The organism is Ruegeria sp. BB1 (assembly GCF_056539465.1).
Genome location: NZ_JBQFVB010000002.1, coordinates 155,733 through 174,804, shown reverse-complemented (window position 1 = coordinate 174,804; position 19,072 = coordinate 155,733). Strand labels below are relative to the sequence as shown.

18 protein-coding genes are annotated in these 19,072 nt (G+C 57.0%); 8 read left to right on the top strand and 10 right to left on the bottom strand.

The features are described from left to right. Window positions 1-30: 30 nt before the first annotated feature. From ACR0AL_RS08600 to ACR0AL_RS08590, 3 genes are all read right to left on the bottom strand, one after another. Window positions 31-1,980 (bottom strand): vWA domain-containing protein, encoded by a 1,950-nt coding sequence (locus ACR0AL_RS08600; protein ID WP_480662669.1) that lies wholly within the window; start codon window positions 1,978-1,980, stop codon window positions 31-33. Beyond that, entirely contained in the window at window positions 1,977-2,516 is a 540-nt protein-coding gene (locus ACR0AL_RS08595; protein ID WP_480647370.1) for an RNA polymerase sigma factor, read from the bottom strand. Before ACR0AL_RS08595 ends, ACR0AL_RS08600 begins: the two co-directional genes overlap by 4 nt. Before the next feature lie 61 nt (window positions 2,517-2,577). Next, window positions 2,578-4,158 (bottom strand): FMN-binding glutamate synthase family protein, encoded by a 1,581-nt coding sequence (locus ACR0AL_RS08590; protein WP_480647368.1) that lies wholly within the window; start codon window positions 4,156-4,158, stop codon window positions 2,578-2,580. Between the two features lie 197 nt (window positions 4,159-4,355). Between ACR0AL_RS08590 and ACR0AL_RS08585 the strand changes: the two genes are divergently transcribed. Together ACR0AL_RS08585 and ACR0AL_RS08580 are read left to right on the top strand one after the other, a co-directional pair. Continuing rightward, the gene (locus tag ACR0AL_RS08585; protein ID WP_368040139.1) at window positions 4,356-4,763 is read left to right on the top strand and encodes a CrcB family protein; all 408 of its coding nucleotides are present in this window, start codon (window positions 4,356-4,358) and stop codon (window positions 4,761-4,763) included. Beyond that, window positions 4,760-5,122, top strand: coding sequence for a fluoride efflux transporter FluC (locus ACR0AL_RS08580; protein ID WP_170349992.1), 363 nt, complete (start codon window positions 4,760-4,762; stop codon window positions 5,120-5,122). Before ACR0AL_RS08585 ends, ACR0AL_RS08580 begins: the two co-directional genes overlap by 4 nt. Here the strand turns inward: ACR0AL_RS08580 and ACR0AL_RS08575 are convergent. The 7 genes from ACR0AL_RS08575 to ACR0AL_RS08545 are packed head-to-tail and all read right to left on the bottom strand — an operon-like array spanning window position 5,119 to window position 11,536. Next, a complete protein-coding gene (locus tag ACR0AL_RS08575; RefSeq protein ID WP_170349991.1) occupies window positions 5,119-6,642 on the bottom strand; it encodes a DHA2 family efflux MFS transporter permease subunit in 1,524 nt (507 codons plus the stop codon). The two genes, ACR0AL_RS08580 and ACR0AL_RS08575, sit on opposite strands and share 4 nt — an antisense overlap. Further along, window positions 6,639-6,983, bottom strand: coding sequence for a hypothetical protein (locus ACR0AL_RS08570; RefSeq protein ID WP_480662667.1), 345 nt, complete (start codon window positions 6,981-6,983; stop codon window positions 6,639-6,641). Before ACR0AL_RS08570 ends, ACR0AL_RS08575 begins: the two co-directional genes overlap by 4 nt. 20 nt (window positions 6,984-7,003) lie before the next feature. Next, window positions 7,004-7,621: an HlyD family secretion protein gene (locus tag ACR0AL_RS08565; RefSeq protein ID WP_480662665.1), complete on the bottom strand. Its 618-nt coding sequence runs from the start codon at window positions 7,619-7,621 to the stop codon at window positions 7,004-7,006. A 22-nt stretch (window positions 7,622-7,643) separates the two neighbouring features. After that, complete coding sequence (locus ACR0AL_RS08560) at window positions 7,644-7,970, bottom strand: cytochrome o ubiquinol oxidase subunit IV (protein WP_170349989.1); 327 nt, start codon at window positions 7,968-7,970, stop codon at window positions 7,644-7,646. Then, window positions 7,963-8,595, bottom strand: a complete 633-nt coding sequence (locus ACR0AL_RS08555; RefSeq protein WP_170349988.1) for a cytochrome c oxidase subunit 3 — start codon at window positions 8,593-8,595, stop codon at window positions 7,963-7,965. Before ACR0AL_RS08555 ends, ACR0AL_RS08560 begins: the two co-directional genes overlap by 8 nt. Beyond that, the gene (locus ACR0AL_RS08550; protein WP_480662663.1) at window positions 8,592-10,676 is read right to left on the bottom strand and encodes a cbb3-type cytochrome c oxidase subunit I; all 2,085 of its coding nucleotides are present in this window, start codon (window positions 10,674-10,676) and stop codon (window positions 8,592-8,594) included. The genes ACR0AL_RS08555 and ACR0AL_RS08550 overlap by 4 nt, the downstream gene beginning before the upstream one ends. Next, window positions 10,673-11,536 (bottom strand): cytochrome ubiquinol oxidase subunit II family protein, encoded by an 864-nt coding sequence (locus tag ACR0AL_RS08545; RefSeq protein ID WP_480662661.1) that lies wholly within the window; start codon window positions 11,534-11,536, stop codon window positions 10,673-10,675. The genes ACR0AL_RS08550 and ACR0AL_RS08545 overlap by 4 nt, the downstream gene beginning before the upstream one ends. Here ACR0AL_RS08545 and ACR0AL_RS08540 point away from each other — a divergent pair. The 6 genes from ACR0AL_RS08540 to ACR0AL_RS08515 all read left to right on the top strand — a co-directional run bounded on the left by ACR0AL_RS08540 (window position 11,535) and on the right by ACR0AL_RS08515 (window position 18,802). Beyond that, a complete protein-coding gene (locus ACR0AL_RS08540) occupies window positions 11,535-11,810 on the top strand; it encodes a hypothetical protein (RefSeq protein ID WP_480639259.1) in 276 nt (91 codons plus the stop codon). The genes ACR0AL_RS08545 and ACR0AL_RS08540 overlap by 2 nt on opposite strands. After that, window positions 11,810-13,045 carry a lytic murein transglycosylase gene (locus ACR0AL_RS08535; RefSeq protein WP_480647353.1) on the top strand — a complete coding sequence of 412 codons (1,236 nt, stop codon included), beginning with the start codon at window positions 11,810-11,812 and terminating at the stop codon, window positions 13,043-13,045. The genes ACR0AL_RS08540 and ACR0AL_RS08535 overlap by 1 nt, the downstream gene beginning before the upstream one ends. Before the next feature lie 391 nt (window positions 13,046-13,436). Continuing rightward, entirely contained in the window at window positions 13,437-15,065 is a 1,629-nt protein-coding gene (locus ACR0AL_RS08530; protein WP_170349985.1) for a peptide ABC transporter substrate-binding protein, read from the top strand. Between the two features lie 66 nt (window positions 15,066-15,131). Then, a complete protein-coding gene (gene oppB, locus ACR0AL_RS08525; RefSeq protein WP_170349984.1) occupies window positions 15,132-16,055 on the top strand; it encodes an oligopeptide ABC transporter permease OppB in 924 nt (307 codons plus the stop codon). 10 nt (window positions 16,056-16,065) lie between these two features. Beyond that, window positions 16,066-16,995, top strand: coding sequence for an ABC transporter permease subunit (locus ACR0AL_RS08520; protein ID WP_170349983.1), 930 nt, complete (start codon window positions 16,066-16,068; stop codon window positions 16,993-16,995). Between the two features lies 1 nt (window position 16,996). Beyond that, window positions 16,997-18,802, top strand: a complete 1,806-nt coding sequence (locus ACR0AL_RS08515; protein ID WP_170349982.1) for an ABC transporter ATP-binding protein — start codon at window positions 16,997-16,999, stop codon at window positions 18,800-18,802. Window positions 18,803-19,072 lie beyond the last annotated feature (270 nt).

The window sequence follows — 19,072 nt, the reverse complement described above, 5'->3', positions numbered from 1 at the left end:
CTCTTAGGTTTCAGCGCCCGCATACCGGTTTCATTGAGACAATGTCTGGGCCAAACGCATCAATGTGATGGCTTCGGCACGATACCCGAACGGGTCCTCACCCTTTGCCTCATTTGCAAGCGCAATCGCATCCGCATAGGACCACGAGCCCAAATATTCTCCGCCGCGCAACAACTGGCCAAAGCCCGCAATGGCGTATGAGAATTCCACCTCTTCGGTCACGGCCCCTTGCCCCGGCAGGATTGGATGCTGGATCAATTGGCTTTCCGCAGCCCCTGGAGTTTTGTACCGCAGTTTGAAAAATCCGATCTCGTCCGACCCCTCGGACACCGCTTGTTCCGCATAGCGCAAGGGACCATTTCGGATGGCGTCCGAGCCCACAGGTGTCACTTCGTAAATCGCAGTCACCGTATGACCGGCCCCGATATCGCCCGCGTCCACCTTATCGTTCGCGAAATCTTCGCGCTGCAAAGCACGGGTTTCATACCCGATCAGACGGTATTCGGCGATCTGCGCCGGGTTGAATTCGACCTGTATTTTGACGTCATTGGCAATCGGAAACAGCACGCCGGTCAGCTGATCGACCAGAACCTTGCGTGCCTCGCTTAATGTATCGATATAGGCCGCCTGCCCGTTCCCATTCTGCGCCAGCGCCTGCATGGTCGCATCGTCCAGATTTCCCCGACCAAAGCCCAGAACGCTTAGAAACGTGCCGCTGTCGCGTTTTTGGGCTATGAAATCTTTCAAAGCGTCCGGGTCCGACAGGCCAACATTGAAATCACCATCCGTGGCCAGGATAACGCGGGTAACCTCGCCATCCTCAACCATGCTTTCCGCCACCTGATAGGCCTGCTGCAACCCGGCCTGCCCGGCGGTCGAACCCCCGGCCTCCAATTGGTCCAGCGCGTTTAGGATTTTGGACCGTTCCGACGCCGCCGTCGGCTCCAGCACTTGCCCGGCGCCGCCCGCGTAAGTGACGATTGACACCTGATCTTCGGGCCGCAATTCCGATAGCATCAGGCGGAAAGATTGTTTCAGCAGCGGCAGTTTGTCGGTGTTTTGCATCGAACCCGACGTGTCGATCAGAAACACTAGGTTCAGCGGTGGGCGATCTTCGATTTGCGGAAGCGCACCCTGAATGCCGATATGGACCAGCTGCGTGCCTTCGTTCCAGGGTGTTGGGGTCACCGAAATCGAAGGCCGGAACGGCACATCACTTTCGGGCGCGAGATAGCTGTAGGGGAAATAATTCACCATCTCTTCAACCCGCACCGCATCTTTCGGCGGCAACTGACCACGCATCAGCGACGACCGGACAATCGAATACGAGGCCGTGTCGACATCAATCGAGAAAGTCGAAACGGGATCTTCGGCTGTCACCTTTAGAGGGTTGGTGGCAGTGTTGGAGAAGGTCTCGGTGTTTTGATTATCACCGATGGCACCTAGTACTCTACCTCCAAGAAATGGCTCAGCGGTATTAGGTGCAATCTCAAACAAAACTGAACCATCGCTTTCGGCAGTAAACCCTTCCTGCCGTTTCGCTGTCCGTGAGACCACCACAGGGACATCTACAACCGGCTTTTCCAGCGGAGCTGCAGCTGTTTCCTCTAAAGAATCCGCTTCGAGCTCAGTAACCGAATGGGGAGCCTGCGACGTCGTGGATCGACTCTCGATTCTCGAATTCGGCTCCAGAACATAATCCCGCGTCTGCGGTAGAATCGCCACCAAGGCCACAGCAGCAATTGCGGTTGTCGCGGTCAATGCGCCGCGATGCGTCAAGACATTCAACATGGACTTCGCTCCTTCTGTCAGGCGGGCTATTGGGCCTCGCTTGACAGTCGGACGCGCGCCAGACTGCAATCCTTGGGCGCGGGCGAAACTTTTCTGCGCCTGCTGTAGATTTTCCACCCGACGCTGCGCATCCGGCGCGGGGGTGGCGGCATTCATCAAGGTTTTGAAATCTTCAAGATCGTCTGTCATTGAGCCAGCTCCTCTTGCCGCAAGGCCCGCAGGCGTTTGCGGATATCCGACATGCGCCAAGACACTGTGCCTTCAGATACGCCCAGCACATCAGCAGCCTGGGAATGGGTCATCTCTTCCTCAAGCGTCAGGGCCAAAGTGTCCTGCAATTCTTGCGGTAAGGCGCGCATGGACCGTTGCAACCAATCGACCGCTTCGGCGGTCTCCGCCGCTTCGGCCCGGCGCATCTGCTCAACATCGCCCCACCCGACCGCAGCACGGCTGTGACTGGCTTGCCGACGGCGCGCATCTTCGGCGGCGTTGACGACAACACGATACAGCCAAGTGGTGAATTTGGCCTGCGCCCGAAACCCAACAATCTTGGTTGGTAAGGCGGCGCAGATATCCTGTGTCAAATCTTCGGCCTGATCACCGCGCCCACTCAACCGAAAAGCCAGACGAAAAATCCGGTCGTAATGGCGCGCAAGAAGGGCAGCGAACGCATCCGCGTCCCCCTTCGCGGCAGCTTTGGCCAGATCCTCATCCGAAGTTGTCATACGCATCACGATGAGTAAGACGGACCAGAAAGGTCAATCCTTGGCGGCGGGTCGAAAAAAATTAAAAATGACTTGCCGATGCCATTTTCCAATCCGCAGCAAAGGCTTCGGGGGGCGTATCGGTCAGCAAGGCGCCTTCATCAATAAAAGTGTACATTTCGGCATAGGATCGCTCGTGTTCATCCGCGTTGCGACAGCGGATATCGCTTGGATGCAGGTCAGAGACTTTTTCTTTACCCATAGCACCCAAAAGCTCTCGAAAGCTTTCCAGCGTGGCGTCATGAAAGCGCTGCACCCGAACGCGTTTTTGCGGCACGTTCACTGCCCGTCCCCGGACCGGGTCTTGTGTGGCGACACCCGAAGGGCAGCGGTTCGTATTGCAATGCAACGCCTGTATGCAGCCGACCGCAAACATCATCGCCCGCGCCGCGTTGCACATATCAGCCCCAAGCGCAAATTTCTCGACCATGTCATAGCCCGTGGCCACCTTGCCCGAGCAGATGATCCGCATCTTGTCGCGCAAACCAGCGCCACGCAGGCAGTTGTTAACAAAGATCAACGCCTCGTTCAGGGGCACGCCGAGGCGGTTGGTGAATTCAACCGGAGCCGCCCCGGTGCCCCCCTCGGCACCGTCAATGGTAATAAAGTCGGGCAAAATTCCAGATTCCAACATCGCCTTGCAGATCGCCATAAACTCGGAAGGACGTCCAATGCACAGCTTGAAACCGACGGGTTTTCCGCCTGACAATTCACGCAGGTGCTGAACGAAATGCATCAAACCCGTCGGACCTTCAAAAGCCGAATGGATGGGAGGAGATATGACGTCCTGATGCTCGGGTACGTGGCGGATTTCGGCGATTTCCTTATCCACCTTGGCCGCAGGCAGAACCCCGCCATGGGATGGTTTCGCGCCCTGCGACAGTTTGATTTCAATCGCTTTGACCACATCTTTTTGGGCTTTTTCAGCGAATTTATCCTTATCGAACGTACCTTCGAGCGTACGGCATCCAAAATAGCCCGTACCGATCTGCCAGATGATATCACCGCCCTCGGCCAGATGGTGCGGAGACAACCCACCCTCACCCGTGTTATGCGCAAACCCCCCATCCTTGGCACCGCCATTTAACGCCCGGATCGCATTGGCGCTGAGTGCGCCGAAACTCATGGCGGATACGTTCAGACGCGAGGCATTATAGGGTTTGGTACACTGGGGTCCGCCCAGCATGACCCGTTCCTCACTTTCGGCCACCTCTTTGGGTGCAAGTGAATGGTTGGCCCGGTGATACCCTACGGTCATGATGTCGAATTGTGTGCCAAAAGCCTGTGTATCCATCTGCCCCTTGGCGCGGGAATAGACCAGGCTGCGGATGATACGGTTATAGGGGCGCCCGCTTTCGTTGGTCTCAACAAAGTATTGGCGGATTTCCGGGCTGACAAATTCCAGCATGTACCGGAAATGCCCCAGAACCGGATAATTGTTCAAAACGTTATGCTTTGTGGTCAGCATGTCATACAGGCCAACCACTGCGTAGGGGATCAGCAGGACCAGTAACCAATGCGCCGGTGGCCAGTACAGCCCCCACAACACAGTCAGCGGCAAACACACGTAGCTGAGGAAGTAATAGAGTTGACGTACAATCATTTTGCGCTCTCCCAAGGTGTTGCCAAACCGGCTAATGGCAAGCGTGGATCAATTCGGCTTTTGATTGCAAGCGTTTGAACCAAACGTCACGCGATCAGGTTAGATTACAAAACAGGCAGAATACAGAGCCACTGTTGATCCCCCTTGCCCCAATAGGTATGCCAAAACAAAGGTGAAATTGGGCAGGAATCCAGGCCGTGACACAGACCCGACCCGCCGTCCGGACCACGGCCATCACGTTTGCTGCCGTTTTCGTAGGGGGCGCTGCGGGGTCGTTGCTGCGCGAGGCGCTCTCGGCCCAGATCCCCGGCGCTCCGATTCTGACGGCCACGTTTGGGATCAATATTGTGGCCTGTTTCATACTCGGTTGGCTTTATGCAGTGCGGTATCGCGTGCATGCGCATGTATTGCATCTAGGCGCCGTCGGGTTTTGCGGTGGTCTGTCTACGTTTTCCTCATTTGTGGCTGAGCTGGAGCGTATGGCGGCAACGCATCTTTGGGGCGCTATTTCGGCTGCTGGTCTGGAAATAGCGGTTGGCCTCGCGGCAGCCGTTCTGGGTGAGGCTATCGGACGGCGTCTCCTAGGGCAGAGGCCAGCAAAATGACTGAGCTGTACCTGCACGCCATGTTCGGGCTGGGCGGCGGTCTGGGCGCAGTGCTGCGCCATTGGGTCGCCCTGCGGGTTCGCCACGACCTGCCGTTTGCAACACTGATTGTAAATGTTCTGGGCAGCCTGCTTCTTGGTCTGTGGATCGGTTTCCTGGGTGGGCCAGTCGATTTGGGCGAAGAAGAAAAACGGCTGGTCTTCGGGTTCTGCGGCGGGTTCACCACTTTCTCAAGCTTTGCTTATCAGTCGCTGGAGTTGCGGCGGCAACGCACGATTGCGCTGGCGGCGGGGAATATTCTACTTAGCCTGATCTTGTGTTGGCTTGCCTTGTTGCTGGGATTGTTCCTGACACACTAGTGCGCGGGAACAGCAGACTGTGTGCCTGGCTTAGGAGCGCGGCAGAAAAACAGCAAAGGAATCGTCGCCAGGGCCAGCAAACCCAGGTTATTGAAAACGGTCAGATATGAAATCAGTTCAGCCTGCTGGCTGATCGCTTGCCCCAGTATGGCAGCGCCTTGCGCACTGTCGGGCGTCAGGCCAAGCGGTTGCAGATAAGCCTGCGCAGCCGGGTTGTAAGGGGTCACATTCTGGCCAAGCACAGCGGTATTCGTCTGCAACCCGCGCACCACCCATGTCCCAACAAGCGAAATTCCAACCGACGACCCCAACTGACGGGTCACGTTGAACAATCCAGACGCTTCGTCCTGCCGGGTTTTTGAAATACTCTCGAACGCCAGAATCGACATGGGCACAAAGACCAACCCCATACCCAGACCGCTGACGGCACCTGGCCAGGCCAGCTCCCAAAACCCCGCATTCATATTCAGCGCGCCCATCATGAAGTTGCTTACCGCCGTCAACGCCATGCCCAGCCCGGCCAGAATACGCGGATCAAAACGATGCACCAGTACAGCGCCAGTAACCACCATGGACAGACCCGCCGTAATACCCCGCGGAATGAACAAATGGCCTGAGGCGATGACCGGATAGTCCAGCAGGTTCTGCACAAAAGTTGGCAGGATCGCGATGCCTCCGAACAGCGAGATCGCAAACCCTGCGATGACCAGATTGCACAGGGCAAAATTCCGGTCCGCGAAAAGGCGTAGATCAACGACGGGGCGCTTCGAGCTGAGCGCATGAACAACAAACCCCAACGCGCCCAGAACCGACGCGATCAGCGCCACCTGTATCACACGAGAGGTCAACCAATCCTTGGTTTCCCCCTGATCCAGTATGTATTGCAGGCACCCAATGCCGATGGCCAGCAAGGCCAAACCGATCCAGTCGATCTTGACCTCTTCGGTTTCATCATCCGGCAGCTCTCCGGCCAGCAACAGCAGGGCCATGGCCGCCACCGGCAGGTTTACGAAAAACACCATTCGCCACGAGAAATACTCGGTCAGGATGGCCCCGACTGTCGGCCCCAAGACGGGGGCAACCACGACGCCCAGACCAAAAACAGCCATCGCCTGCCCGCGTTTTTCGCGGGGATAGGCATCAAACAGGATGGACTGCGACAACGGGATTAGGAACGCACCGAACATGCCCTGCGCCAGTCGGAAGAAGACGATTGTCTCAAGGCTCCACGAGAGGCCGCACATGACGGACATAGCGGTAAAGCCCGTGATGGCGGTCAGGATCAGCCGTCGCCGTCCGACCCGGCGGGAAACAAACCCCGTCAGCGGCATGACCACGACAGCCGAGACGATATAGCTGGTCAATATCCACGTTGCCTGATCGGTTGTGGCCCCGAAAGCGGCCTGAATATGTGGCAGTGCAACATTGACGATGGTGCTGTCCAACACCTCGAGTATAGCGCTGAGAACAACGGCGATCACAATCACCGGATTGACGCGGCTGGCCGCCGATCCCGTCATTTTTCTGCCTGATCGACGGTCGTATCCACAGTCACTTTGCTGCTGCCACCCACACGTAGGGGCACATCGGTCGGATCAAGTTCAACGCGCACCGCAAAGCGGCGGGTGACCTTGACCCAATTGCCGCTGGCATTCTCGGACGGCAAAAGCGAGAAAGTATCCCCCGAGCCGCGCCCGATCGAGGCGACCTTGCCCGTCAGCGTCACACCCGGCAGCATGTCGATCTGAACCGTAACCGGTTGGCCCGGGCGAATGCGCGGCAGAGCGGTTTCCTTGAAATTCGCATCCACCCACCACTGTGACGACTCTACAATCGAAAACTGCGGCGCATTGGCGGCCACCGCTGAACCTGGCCGTAAGGTCAGGTTAGCAATCCAACCATCCGCCGCTGCATAAACCTTGGTCCATCCCAGATCCGCCTGTGCGATCTCAAGCTGTGCGCGGGCAGACAGAACGTCATCTTGCTTTGCGGCCACACCGCTTTGCAGGGCAACAGGCCGGACTGGCTGGCGGTCAGTCTGGCCGAGGCCTGCGCGAATTCTGTCGTTGCCTGGTCCAATGTGACCTGCGCCACATCTCCATCCGCAAAAAGCGCCTTGTTGCGTTCAAAATTGTTGTTGGCCGTGTTGAAGGCGGACTGAGCTGAATCGACCGCTGCCTTGGCCGCTGCGATCTGGGTCGAAAACGTTTGAACCTGCTGTATGGCTCTGTCCAGATCGGCCTGCGCCTGATCGACGGTTGCCTTGAATTGCGTATCGTCGATGGTGAACAGTAGGTCCCCTGCCTTGATTGGCTGATTGTCATTGATCGGCACCTCAGCAACCTTCCCGGTTACCTGCGCCGCCACGTTGATGATATTAGCACCGACATAGGCGTCTTTGGTCGTGGGGTACCTTTCCTCATGGCGCCAATACAGCAACAGACCAGCGGCGATGGCAATCAGCATGGCGGCAACGGCGACGCCTTTAATCGATTTCATGCGTCAGACCTTATACAATTCGCTACATCGGGTATGTGTGCATTCGCACCGCCAAATTGCCCATAATCCAGACAGTCCCAAGGATGATGATCAATAGCACCAGCGTGGAGAAAAGGATCAAATCCAGGTCTTCCCGGCTGCTGCGGCGGCGATCAATATGCAAGAAATAAACCAGTTGCACGACCAGTTGCGCCAACCCCAATAACGCGATTGAAAGGTAAACCCCCTTGGTCTCGATGCCGTATTTATAGGCTATCGCGAACACCGCCCCTGTCAGCAAAAGCGAGCCACCATAGCCAATTATGTAGCGCCGACGCTCGCGCCGGTGCATCTCGCTGCGCTTATCCATAGGTCAGCCCTCCGAAATAAACGATGGTGATAATCCCGATCCAGATCAGGTCGAGAAAGTGCCAAAACAATGCCAACCGCACCACGCGCGACATCAGCAGATCGGTCAAGCCAAACAGGCGCAGCTGAATGCCCAACACGATCAACCACAAGCACCCAGCAGCCACGTGCAACCCATGCAGCGGCACCAGACCGTAGAAGGCCGATAGAAACCCGCTGCGTTGAGGGACACCGCCTTTTTCGGTCATCGCCACGAAATCGCGGATTTCCAGCACCAGAAAGCTGAGTCCCAGAACCAGCGTCACGCAGAACCAGAACACGATCCGCCATCTGGGCAGGTTGTATTTCAGCGCCAGCATTGCCAGCCCCACGGTAAGGCTACTGGTTAAAAGGATTATCGTCTGGGCAAAGATGCTTCTCAGATCGAACAGCTCGTGCGGGCCGGGTCCGCCAGCCTGTGCATCGATCATGGTGATGTAGATGGCGAACATCAGGCCGAAATAGACCAGATCGCTCATCAGAAAGACCCAGAATCCGAAAGTGACGACCTCGGCGGCCTGGTCCGCGCTTGCATGCCGCCGGCCGAGGTTCAGCCCCGGATAGCTGTGCGTCGGTGCGCGCTTCATGTCACTGCCTCCAGGTCAGGGCGGGCAAGGCCGCGATTTTCCGGAGCGATTTCATGATCGCGATCCACAGGTGCAGAGCTGCGCACCAAATCAAGCCAGGCTTCGTGTTGTTTGCGAACCTCCTCGGCGGGGATGACCTCTTCTGTGTCCAGCCGGAAGGTCCACAGGACAAAGGACAGCAACATCAGAGCAGTTACCAGTGCGGCCAGCCACCAGATCCACCAGACCAATGCGAACATCCAGACTCCGCTGAGTACACACAGGATGAACCCGATCCCAGTGTTGCGCGGCATCGAGATATCTTCGTACTCATCAGGTGTCGGATAGGCCTCACCCCGTTCCTTTGCGGCGGCAAAGTTATCCCGATCCGTCACCTGCGGGATGACGGCAAAATTGTAGGGCGGCGGCGGCGACGGGATCGACCATTCCAGCGTGCGCGCATCCCACGGATCGCCGACTGGTACGCGGGTGTTTTCCCGGTCGCGGATACTGACCCACAATTGCATAACCACCGCCAACAGCGCCGACAAGATCACCAGCGCGCCGATGACGGCGATGATCATATAGGGGTGGAAACTGGGGTCTTCCCAACTGAACGACCGGCGCGGCATCCCCATGAGGCCAACGAAATAAAGCGGCAGGAAAGTCAGCATGAACCCAACCGTCCACAATACCACTGTGATGCGCCCCCAACGCTCGTTCAGCCGGAACCCAAAAGCTTTGGGGAACCAGTAATTGTATCCGGCCAGCAGGCCGAACAGTACGCCCGGCAACAGAACATTGTGGAAATGCGCCACAAGGAACAGAGTGTTATGCACCTGATAATCGACCGTCGGGTTGGCAAGGATCACACCCGACAAGCCACCAATCACAAACAACATCAGAAAGGACAGACCGTACAGCATCGGCACCGAAAACCTGATACGGCCACGATACAAAGTCGCCATCCAGTCATAGACCTTCACCCCGGTTGGAATGGCGATCAGCATGGTGGCGATGCCGAACACAGCATTGATCAGAGCGCTTTGGCCCATAGTAAAGAAATGGTGCAGCCAGACGGTAAAGGACAGCACCGCGATGCACATTGTGGCAATCACTAGCGAGTTGTATCCGTAAAGCCGTTTGGCCGAGAATGTGGCGAAAACCTCGGAATAGATACCATAAGCGGGCAGAACCAGCAGATAGACCTCGGGGTGGCCGAACAGCCAGAACAGGTTGGCATAGTTCATCATGTTGCCGCCAAGGTCGTTGGTGAAAAAATGGAAATCCAGATACCGATCCGCCGCCAGCATCAGTGCGGCCACGCCGAGCGGCGGCATGGCAAAGATGATCAGGATCGAGCTGCTGATGATTGTCCAGCAATACATTGGCAGCCGCATGAACTTCATCCCCGGCGCCCGCAGCTTATAGATCGTGACTGCAAAGTTGATCCCCGTCAGCGTGGTACCGATGCCTGAGACAACAATGGCCCATATCCAGTAGTCCGGCCCCACGCCGGGGTTAAAGGCAGCACCGGTATAGGGCGGATAGGCTGTCCACCCGCCGGTCGAGAAATTGCCAACCACCAGCGACACCATCAGCATCATGCCCGCCGAGACGGTCAGGCCCAGACTGATCTGGTTCATTACCGGAAAGGCCACATCCCGCGCACCGATCATCAGTGGAATAAGGTAATTCGCGAGCCCGAAGACAAAGGGCACGGCGACAAAGAACACCATGATCGTGCCATGGGTGCTGAACAACTCGGCAAAGTGTTCGGCCTCAAGGAAACCATCGCCCGGCCCGGCTGCTTGTTGGGCGCGCATGACAACGCCTTCAAGCACGCCGCGCGCCAGCATGACGATGGCAAAGACGATGTACATAATGCCGATTTTCTTGTGATCTGCGCTGGTTAGCCAGTCGCGCCACAAAGGCCCCCACAGGCGGAACCATGTCAGTGATCCGACCACGACAATGACGCCTACTATCACCACGGCCGCCGCCGCGTTGGCCACAATTTCGTTTGCGTTAGGGTTTTGGATCAGACCAGTGATCGGGAAGGCATCCCAGTTCAGGCGGCCAAAGAATCCTGTTTCGGTCATTGCGCGCCCTCTTGCCCATATTCAGTGGTTCCCGGTTGTTGATCGCGTGGCAACGGTTGCCCACCGTGATAGCGGTGCAAAATGGACTGGAACAGATCACCGTCCTCCAGCGTAAAATACAGCGCATTGAGTGGCATCAGTGAGGTCCCCAATGCTGCCTGTACCTCATCCCGATCCGTGCGCATGGCCAGCGTTCTGTACGTGTCTTCGGTCAGAGGGATCCCATGGGTGCGAACACTTTCAACCCAGGCATTGAAGTCTTCGGGCTGCATCGCCTGAGTCAGAAACTTCTGCTTGGTAAAACCCCGCCCATTATACTGCGTGTTTTCGCCCTGCATCGTCTCAGGCGTATCGGCGACCAGATGCAGCTGAGTCGTCATCCCCGGCATCGCGTAGATCTGCCCCGCCAGGGCAGGGATCATAAAGGATTGCATCACCGTATCCGTCGTCAGCGTCATCGCCACTTGCTGTTTGACAGGAATGCCGAACTCTCCAACGGTGGCGATACCAAGATCGGGGTAAATGAACAGCCATTTCCAATCGAGGCCAACAACCTGCACGTTCAGCGCGGGTGTTTCACCGAACGGAGCGGCGTAAGGGTCCAGCCGGTGGGTGGCTTTCCACAGGTAAAACGAAAGCAGCGCCACGATCACGACCGGTACGCCCCACATGGCAAATTCCAGCTTGCCCGAGAAATCCCATTTGGGCCGGTACTCTGCCGCGCTACCCTTGCGCCGCTGGTACCGCAAGGCGATCAGCGGCACCAATACTAAAACCGGCAATACGGCGATCATGATCAGAACAGTCGCCCGCAGCAGGTGGGTTTTCTGAACCGCCGCAATAGGGCCTTGCGGGTCCATGAAGCTGTTGCTTGCCCACGCCATCTGTGCCGAGGTCACAACAACCGCGATCACCAATGCCATTGCTGAAGGTTTGAGTAAGGCCACGCCTGATAGTCCTCTTAAGCCTTCGTTTCGGCCAACTATCGGCAGAGTCACAGATTTTCTCAAGGTTTTTTCCAAAACCGTCGATTGTTTCACGCCCTGCCTGAACAACCACAGCATTAGGATCGTGCAAATCGCCTTCGATGATGCGGTTGACTTGGCATCGCAGCCGGGTGAGACATTTTGGTGATGCGTTGGATTATTCTCGCCCTCGGCCTTTGGTGCCTTACGACAAGTGCAAGCGCACAGGATCGCGCGACGGTGGAACGCCAGTTTCAAGCATGGCTGCAGGATACAGTCTGGCCGCGAGCCAAGGCCAAAGGTGTTTCACGCGCAACCATGCAGCGGGCCTTTGATGGGGTAACGCTCAACTGGAAGTTGCCCGATCTGGTGCCGCCGGGCAGTTCTGCTCAGACACCCAAACAGCAAAAACAGGCTGAATTTGGATCACCTGGCCGATACTTCAGTGCCGGTTCCGTTCAGGGTGCAACTGCTACGGGGCGGCAGATGGCGCGGCGTCACGCCAAGACCCTGGCGCGGGTCGAGGCGGAAACCGGGGTTCCCGGACGGATCATCCTGGCCATTTGGGGCCGGGAAAGCGGGTATGGCCAAGTACCCATCCGCCACGATGCCTTTCAGGTGTTGGGGACAAAAGGGTTCATGAGTACCCGGGCCGCGTATTTCACCGACGAGTTGATCGCCGCACTGCAAATTGCCGAGGCCGGCCACGCCCCAACGGGCACGTTGAAAAGCAGCTGGGCGGGCGCGTTGGGTCAACCGCAATTCATGCCTTCGAACTTCCTGACCTTTGCCGCGGACGGAAATGGCGACGGGCGGTCCGACATCTGGGGCTCGGCCGAAGATACAATCGCCTCCATCGGGCATTTCCTGTCGCAACATGGCTGGGTCACCGGACGCGACTGGGGGTTCGAGGTCACGGTTCCAACCCAGATAACCTGTGCGTTGGAAGGACCGGATCAGGGTCGACCTATTCAGGACTGGGCTGCCATGGGGATCACCCGCGTATCTGGCAAGCCATTTCCACCACACGAACTGCCGGGTGAGGGGTTTCTGATGATGCCAGCTGGACGCAAGGGACCCGCCTTTATCGTCACGCCGAATTTCTACGTTCTCAAGGATTACAACAAAAGCGATCTCTACGCTCTGTTCGTGGGCCATGTCGGAGACCGCATTCAGTATGGCGTTGGGGACTTCAAAGCCCGCTGGGGCAAGGTTGATACCTTGTACCGGTCAGATATCGCAGCCATGCAACGGGCGTTGGAAAACCAGGGCCATGATGTCGGTGGTGCGGATGGATTGCCGGGGTTCAAGACTCGCCGCTCGATTGGGCGCTGGCAACAAGTGACGGGGCGCAGCCCGACCTGCTTCCCAGAAACCAGCATGAAATCCGCTCTGACGCAGTAGCGATTCGCTGCAAATTTGATGTGAATCGAGCTTCCTTGGCGTCAAGTTTGCGGGGTGACCTTCACGAAAATGTCAAGAAACGATGAAGTTTCATTATTAAATTTCCCAACCTACGTCCATTTCGTTCACGATCCACCTGTAGTTGCTTAAATTGTGGGCACCATCTTTATCCCGATTTGAAATAATGCCACCTTCACCGGCAGTGAAAGGCGACTTTCGCAAACACGTTCCCGACTGCAAACCGAAAGACTGCGACGCGGTGTTCCTTGCGCTCTGAAAAAGCAAAATTCGAACCCGTCCTGGTCTTGTTCAGGGTCGGACAAACAAGGTGGCCTGTACCCATCCTGAAAGGATGCGCGTGCCGGACCCCTAAAAACGGGAGTAGAAAAACATGAACAAGTATATTCGTACATCTCTGGCGGGGTTGTTGACCACGACCATGATCACCGGGGCCGCCTTTGCTGCAGGCACCCATCCTACAACCGGCGAAGCGCTGGCGGATGACCAGACCTTTATCTACCGCCTTGGCGATGAACACAGCTCGGTCGACCCGCAGGTTGTCGAAGATACCTATGGGGCCGAAATCACCCGCGACCTTTTCGAAGGTCTGATGAACCAGGACGAAGACGGCAACCTGGTTCCTGGCGTTGCCACCGGTTACACCACCAACGACACCAAGGATGTTTATACCTTTACACTGCGCGACAACGCCAAGTGGTCGAATGGCGACCCGGTGACCGCAGGTGATTTTGTCTATGCCTGGAAACGCGCTGTCGATCCCGAACTGTCCTCGCCCTATGCCTGGTTCATGGAGCTGATGTCGATCGAGAATGCTGCTGAAATTATTGCCGGGAACAAGCCTATTGACGAGTTGGGCGTCAAAGCCCTCGACGATCACACTCTGGAAGTCACTCTGAGCGCGCCCCTGCCCTATTTCCCGCAGATGACCACGCACTCCACCACCTTCCCGGCCCCGCAGAAAGTGATCGAGGAACATGGTGACGCTTGGACCCGGCCCGAAAACATCGTCTCGAACGGTGCCTATATCTGGACCGAACACCTGCCGCAGGAACGCTCGGTCCGTGAACGTAACGAGATGTATTGGGATAATGAAAACACGATCTTGGACAAAGTCGTGACGCTGGTCATCAACGACGAAAACGTCGCTTTGACCCGCTATCTGGCTGGCGAACTGGACCGCACCGAAGTTCCCGCAGGGCAGTTTCCCCGCATGAGCCAGGAACACCCGGATCAGGCCATCAGCTTCCCGCGCCTGTGTAACTACTATTACACATTCAACCTGACGGAAGACGGTCCCGAAGCGTTCAAGGACCCTAATGTCCGCCAGGCACTGTCACTGGCCGTTGATCGCGAGATCATCACCGAAAAAGTCATGGCTGGTGGCCAGCCGCAGGCTTACACTTTCGCTCCCGAAGCGACCGCTGGATTCACGGTCCCCGAGGTCGAGATGGCCTCGATGACTCAGCCCGAGCGGGATGAACTGGCTAAAGAACTGCTGGCCGGTGCCGGTTACGGCCCCGACAATCCGCTGAGCTTTGAGATGGTCTACAACACCAACGAAGATCACAAGAAAGTCGCCGTGGCGCTGAGCCAGATGTGGAAACAGAAACTGGGCGTGAATGTCGAGCTGGCCAACATGGAATGGAAAGTCTTCCTGGAAGAGCGCGGCAACCAGAACTTCGATCTGGCCCGCGGCGCATGGTGTGGCGACTATAACGAGGCCTCCACCTTCCTGGACCTGCTGCAATCGCAATCAGGCTATAACGACGGCAAGTACAACAATGCCCGCGTTGACGAACTGCTGGCTGAAGCCAAAACCTCGGACGATCCTGCACCTCTGTACACCGAGGTAGAGCGGATCATTGCACAGGAAACGCCTGTGATCCCGATTTACCACTATGCCGGCGTCTACATGATGGACACCGACGTAGGGAACTGGCCGATCAACAACGTCGAGCAGAACTGGTACTCGAAGAACCTCTACAAACGCGCCGAGTAATCGTCTTTGAACCTCGCCCTGTCCCGGATGCAACCGGGGCAGGGCCAATAAACATGGGGGCATGAAATGCTTGCCTATAGTCTGCGGCGACTGCTGGTCGCCATACCGACGATCCTGTTGCTGATCGTCGCCTGTTTCTTTCTTATGCACTTCGCGCCCGGTGGGCCCTTTACCTCGGAACGGCCTCTGCCACCGGCGGTTCTGGCCAATATCGAGGCCCGCTATGGGCTGGATCAACCGCTGTGGAAACAGTTGTGGGATTACCTCTACAACATCGTCGTGCATTTCGATTTCGGCCCGTCCTTCAAGTTCAAGGACCGCGATGTGAACGACATCATCGCACAGGGTTTTCCAATCTCGCTGACCTATGGGTCGCTGTCGTTCCTGGTTGCTACCACCGTTGGTGTGGGTCTGGGGATCGCCGCCGCAATCAAGCACAACAGCTGGATCGACTATTTCGCCGTGGGTCTGGGCATTGCTGCGCAGGCGCTACCGAACTTCATCATGGGCCCGATCCTTATCCTGACTTTCACCCTGTGGCTGGGGCTGCTGCCCGGCGGTGGTTGGAATGGTGGTCAGTGGCAATATCTGATCATGCCGGTCATTGCGCTGGCGACTTCCTACATGGGGTCAATTGCACGGATTACACGGTCGTCGATGCTTGAGGTTCTGAACTCGAACTTCATACGCACCGCGCGTGCCAAGGGCCTGCCGACCAGAACCGTGATCTGGCGCCATGCGTTGAAGCCGACCCTTCTGCCTGTTGTGTCCTATCTTGGGCCGGTCTTTGTCTACGTGCTGACCGGTTCTGTCTTTGTCGACATCTATTTCTCGACCGGTGGATTAGGTCAGGCCTATGTCGGCTCGGCCCTGTCGCGGGACTATGCCGTGCTGTTGGGCGTCACGATCCTTTATGGCGCGCTGACCGTTGTCGTGAACTTGCTGACCGACCTGGCCTATGCCTGGTTCGATCCGAAAATCCGGTACTGAGGGGCTGGCAATGCTTGGAAAATCACAAAAAGCCGCTCAGCTGGCCGGAGACGTAACCGACTATACGGTTATTCAGGGACGTTCGCTGTGGCAAGACGCACGGATGCGTTTTGTTCGAAACAAAGCCGCAATGGCCAGCGTCTTCATTCTGACCATGATCGTCCTGTTCACAATCTTTGGCCCATATTTCGCCGTCTGGAGCAACGAGGAAATCGACTGGAACGTTATGGGGGACGTGGCTGGCATGGGCATGCCCTCAATCGAAACCGGGCACTATTTCGGCGTCGACGATCTGGGACGCGACCTTTACAGCCGCGTCATTCAGGCCACTACAACATCGCTGCTGGTCGGGCTTATCGGGGCGGCAACCGCACTGATTGTCGGAACCTGCTACGGTATCGCCGCCGGATATATCGGCGGGCGCACCGACGGTGTCATGATGCGGTTTGTCGACATCCTGCTGGCGATCCCGGCCACATTGATCGTCATCTTGCTGCTCGTCGTGGCGGGGCGGTCGTTCTTCATGTTGTTCATCGCACTTGGCGCGGTGGGCTGGCTAACCATGGCGCGGATCGTTCGAGGGCAAACCCTGACCCTGAAAAACCGCGAGTTCATCGAGGCTGCCCGCGCTGCTGGTGTCAGCGAGTTCACCATCATGTATCGCCATATCCTGCCAAACCTTTTGGGTGTGGTAATCGTCTATGCCTCGTTGTTGGTGCCGGAAATGATCCTGATGGAAAGCTTCATCTCGTTTCTTGGATTGGGCATTTCGGAACCCTACACGTCCTTGGGTCGTTTGATTGCCGAAGGCGCAGGAACGATGGCTTACGGGACGCTGTGGCAGTTGATGTACCCGCTGACAATCTATGTCGCCATCATCATCTCGATGTTCTTCATCGGCGATGGTTTGCGTGACGCTCTGGACCCGAAGGATCGCTGATATGAGCCTGTTCTCTGTTAAGGACCTGAGCGTCCAGTTCAATACGCCCGATGGTGTGGTCGAGGCCGTCAAAGGCATCAGTTTCGACATCAATCCGGGCGAATGCCTTGGCATCGTGGGTGAAAGCGGGTCAGGCAAAAGCCAGACCTTCATGGCCGCGATGGGATTGTTGCCGCCTGCCGGACGGGCCATGGGGTCCGCTACTCTAAACGGCAAGGAAATCCTGAACCTGCCTATCAACAAGCTGAACAAGATCCGTGGCGATGATGTCGGCATGATCTTTCAGGACCCACTGACCGCGCTGACACCGCATCTGCGGATCGGTCAGCAAATGCGAGAGGTTCTGCAGGTACATGAAGGGCTGCAAGGGTCCGCCGCTCGGGCTCGCTGTCTGGAATGGCTGGATCGCGTCCGCATCCCCGAGGCAAAACGGCGGCTGGATCAATACCCGCACGAATTGTCGGGCGGTATGCGTCAGCGCGTGATGATTGCAATGTCGATGCTGTGCAATCCCAAGCTGCTGATCGCGGATGAACCGACCACGGCGCTGGACGTCACTGTGCAGGCCGACATTCTCGACCTGATGGTGCGCCTGCAAAAGGACGAAGGCACGGCGATTGCCCTGATCACCCATGACATGGGCGTTGTTGCGCGGATGTGCGATCGCATTCAGGTCATGCGTCTGGGTCAGTTTGTCGAGGCCGGAGACACGCGCGAAATCTTCCGCGCACCGCAGCACGAATACACCCGTACTCTGCTAGAGGCGATGCCGCGGATCGATGCTGGCGATGCGCCGAAGGCTTTGGACAAGGTCGAAGACCCGCTATTGAAAGTTGATGACGTCAAGGTCCATTTCCCGATCCACGTGCCGGGTGGCATATTTGGACGCAAGGTGCCATTGAAGGCGGTCGATGGCGTCAGTTTTGACATCCGCAAAGGTGAAACACTGGGTGTTGTAGGCGAATCTGGCTGTGGAAAATCCACTCTAGCAAGGGCGGTTCTTCAACTGATCGAGCCCAGCGGTGGCAATGTCAGCTGGCTGGGCCATCCCATTGTCGGGTTAAAACGGGCCGAGCTGAACAAATACCGCAAAGACTTGCAGATCGTGTTTCAGGACCCGCTGGCCAGCCTCGACCCGCGGATGACGATCTCGGCCTCAATCGCGGAACCGCTCAAGACCTATCGTCCCGATCTGACGGATCGGGAACGAAAGGAAATGGTCGCCGACATGATGGAACGGGTTGGTCTGAAGGCCAACATGATCAACCGTTATCCGCATGAGCTGTCCGGCGGGCAAAACCAGCGGGTCGGCATTGCACGGGCGATGATCAATAAACCCAAGTTGATCATCTGTGATGAGGCGGTTTCGGCGCTGGATGTGTCCATTCAAGCGCAAATCGTGGAATTGTTGCGCGAACTGCAACAAGAGTTCGGCCTGTCGATGATCTTCATCAGCCACGACCTGTCTGTGGTACGTGCGGTCTCGAACCGGATCATGGTTCTGTATCTTGGCCGAATAGTCGAGCTGGGGGATGGAGAGGTGATCTGTTCTGATCCAATCCACCCTTACACAAAATCCCTGATCTCGGCGGTGCCGATCCCGGACCCGGATGTGGAACGCAGCCGACAGCGGTTGAAGCTGCCTGGTGAACTGCCCTCACCCATGGATCCCAAAGCCGCATTGCGGTTTCTTCCCAGCCGGTTGGCCGCAGGTCAGACCGATTATGTGCCGCAGCTGAGCGAGGTGACGCCGGATCATTTCGTGGCCGAACACGACCCGCTGGAAATCATCATGAACGGGGCCTGACCCTGCTGCCCCGAAGCCGTTCACCCGGCTTCGGGGTTTGAATTGGACCCAGTGATTACGGCAACTGTCGGCAAGGCGAATCTATGGCAGGCAGATATCCGTTTCTGCTGCAGATAAGGGCAGAAATCCGCAATGTCGCGCAGGGTAAATCCCGATCGTTTTGACTTCTACCGCACCGGGTGGCACCATCCATTGCAAATGATACGTTGGTTGTTACAGAGCGTTGATTGTTCGGACCACAGCGCCTAAGAGACCCGCGTAGTACGCTAA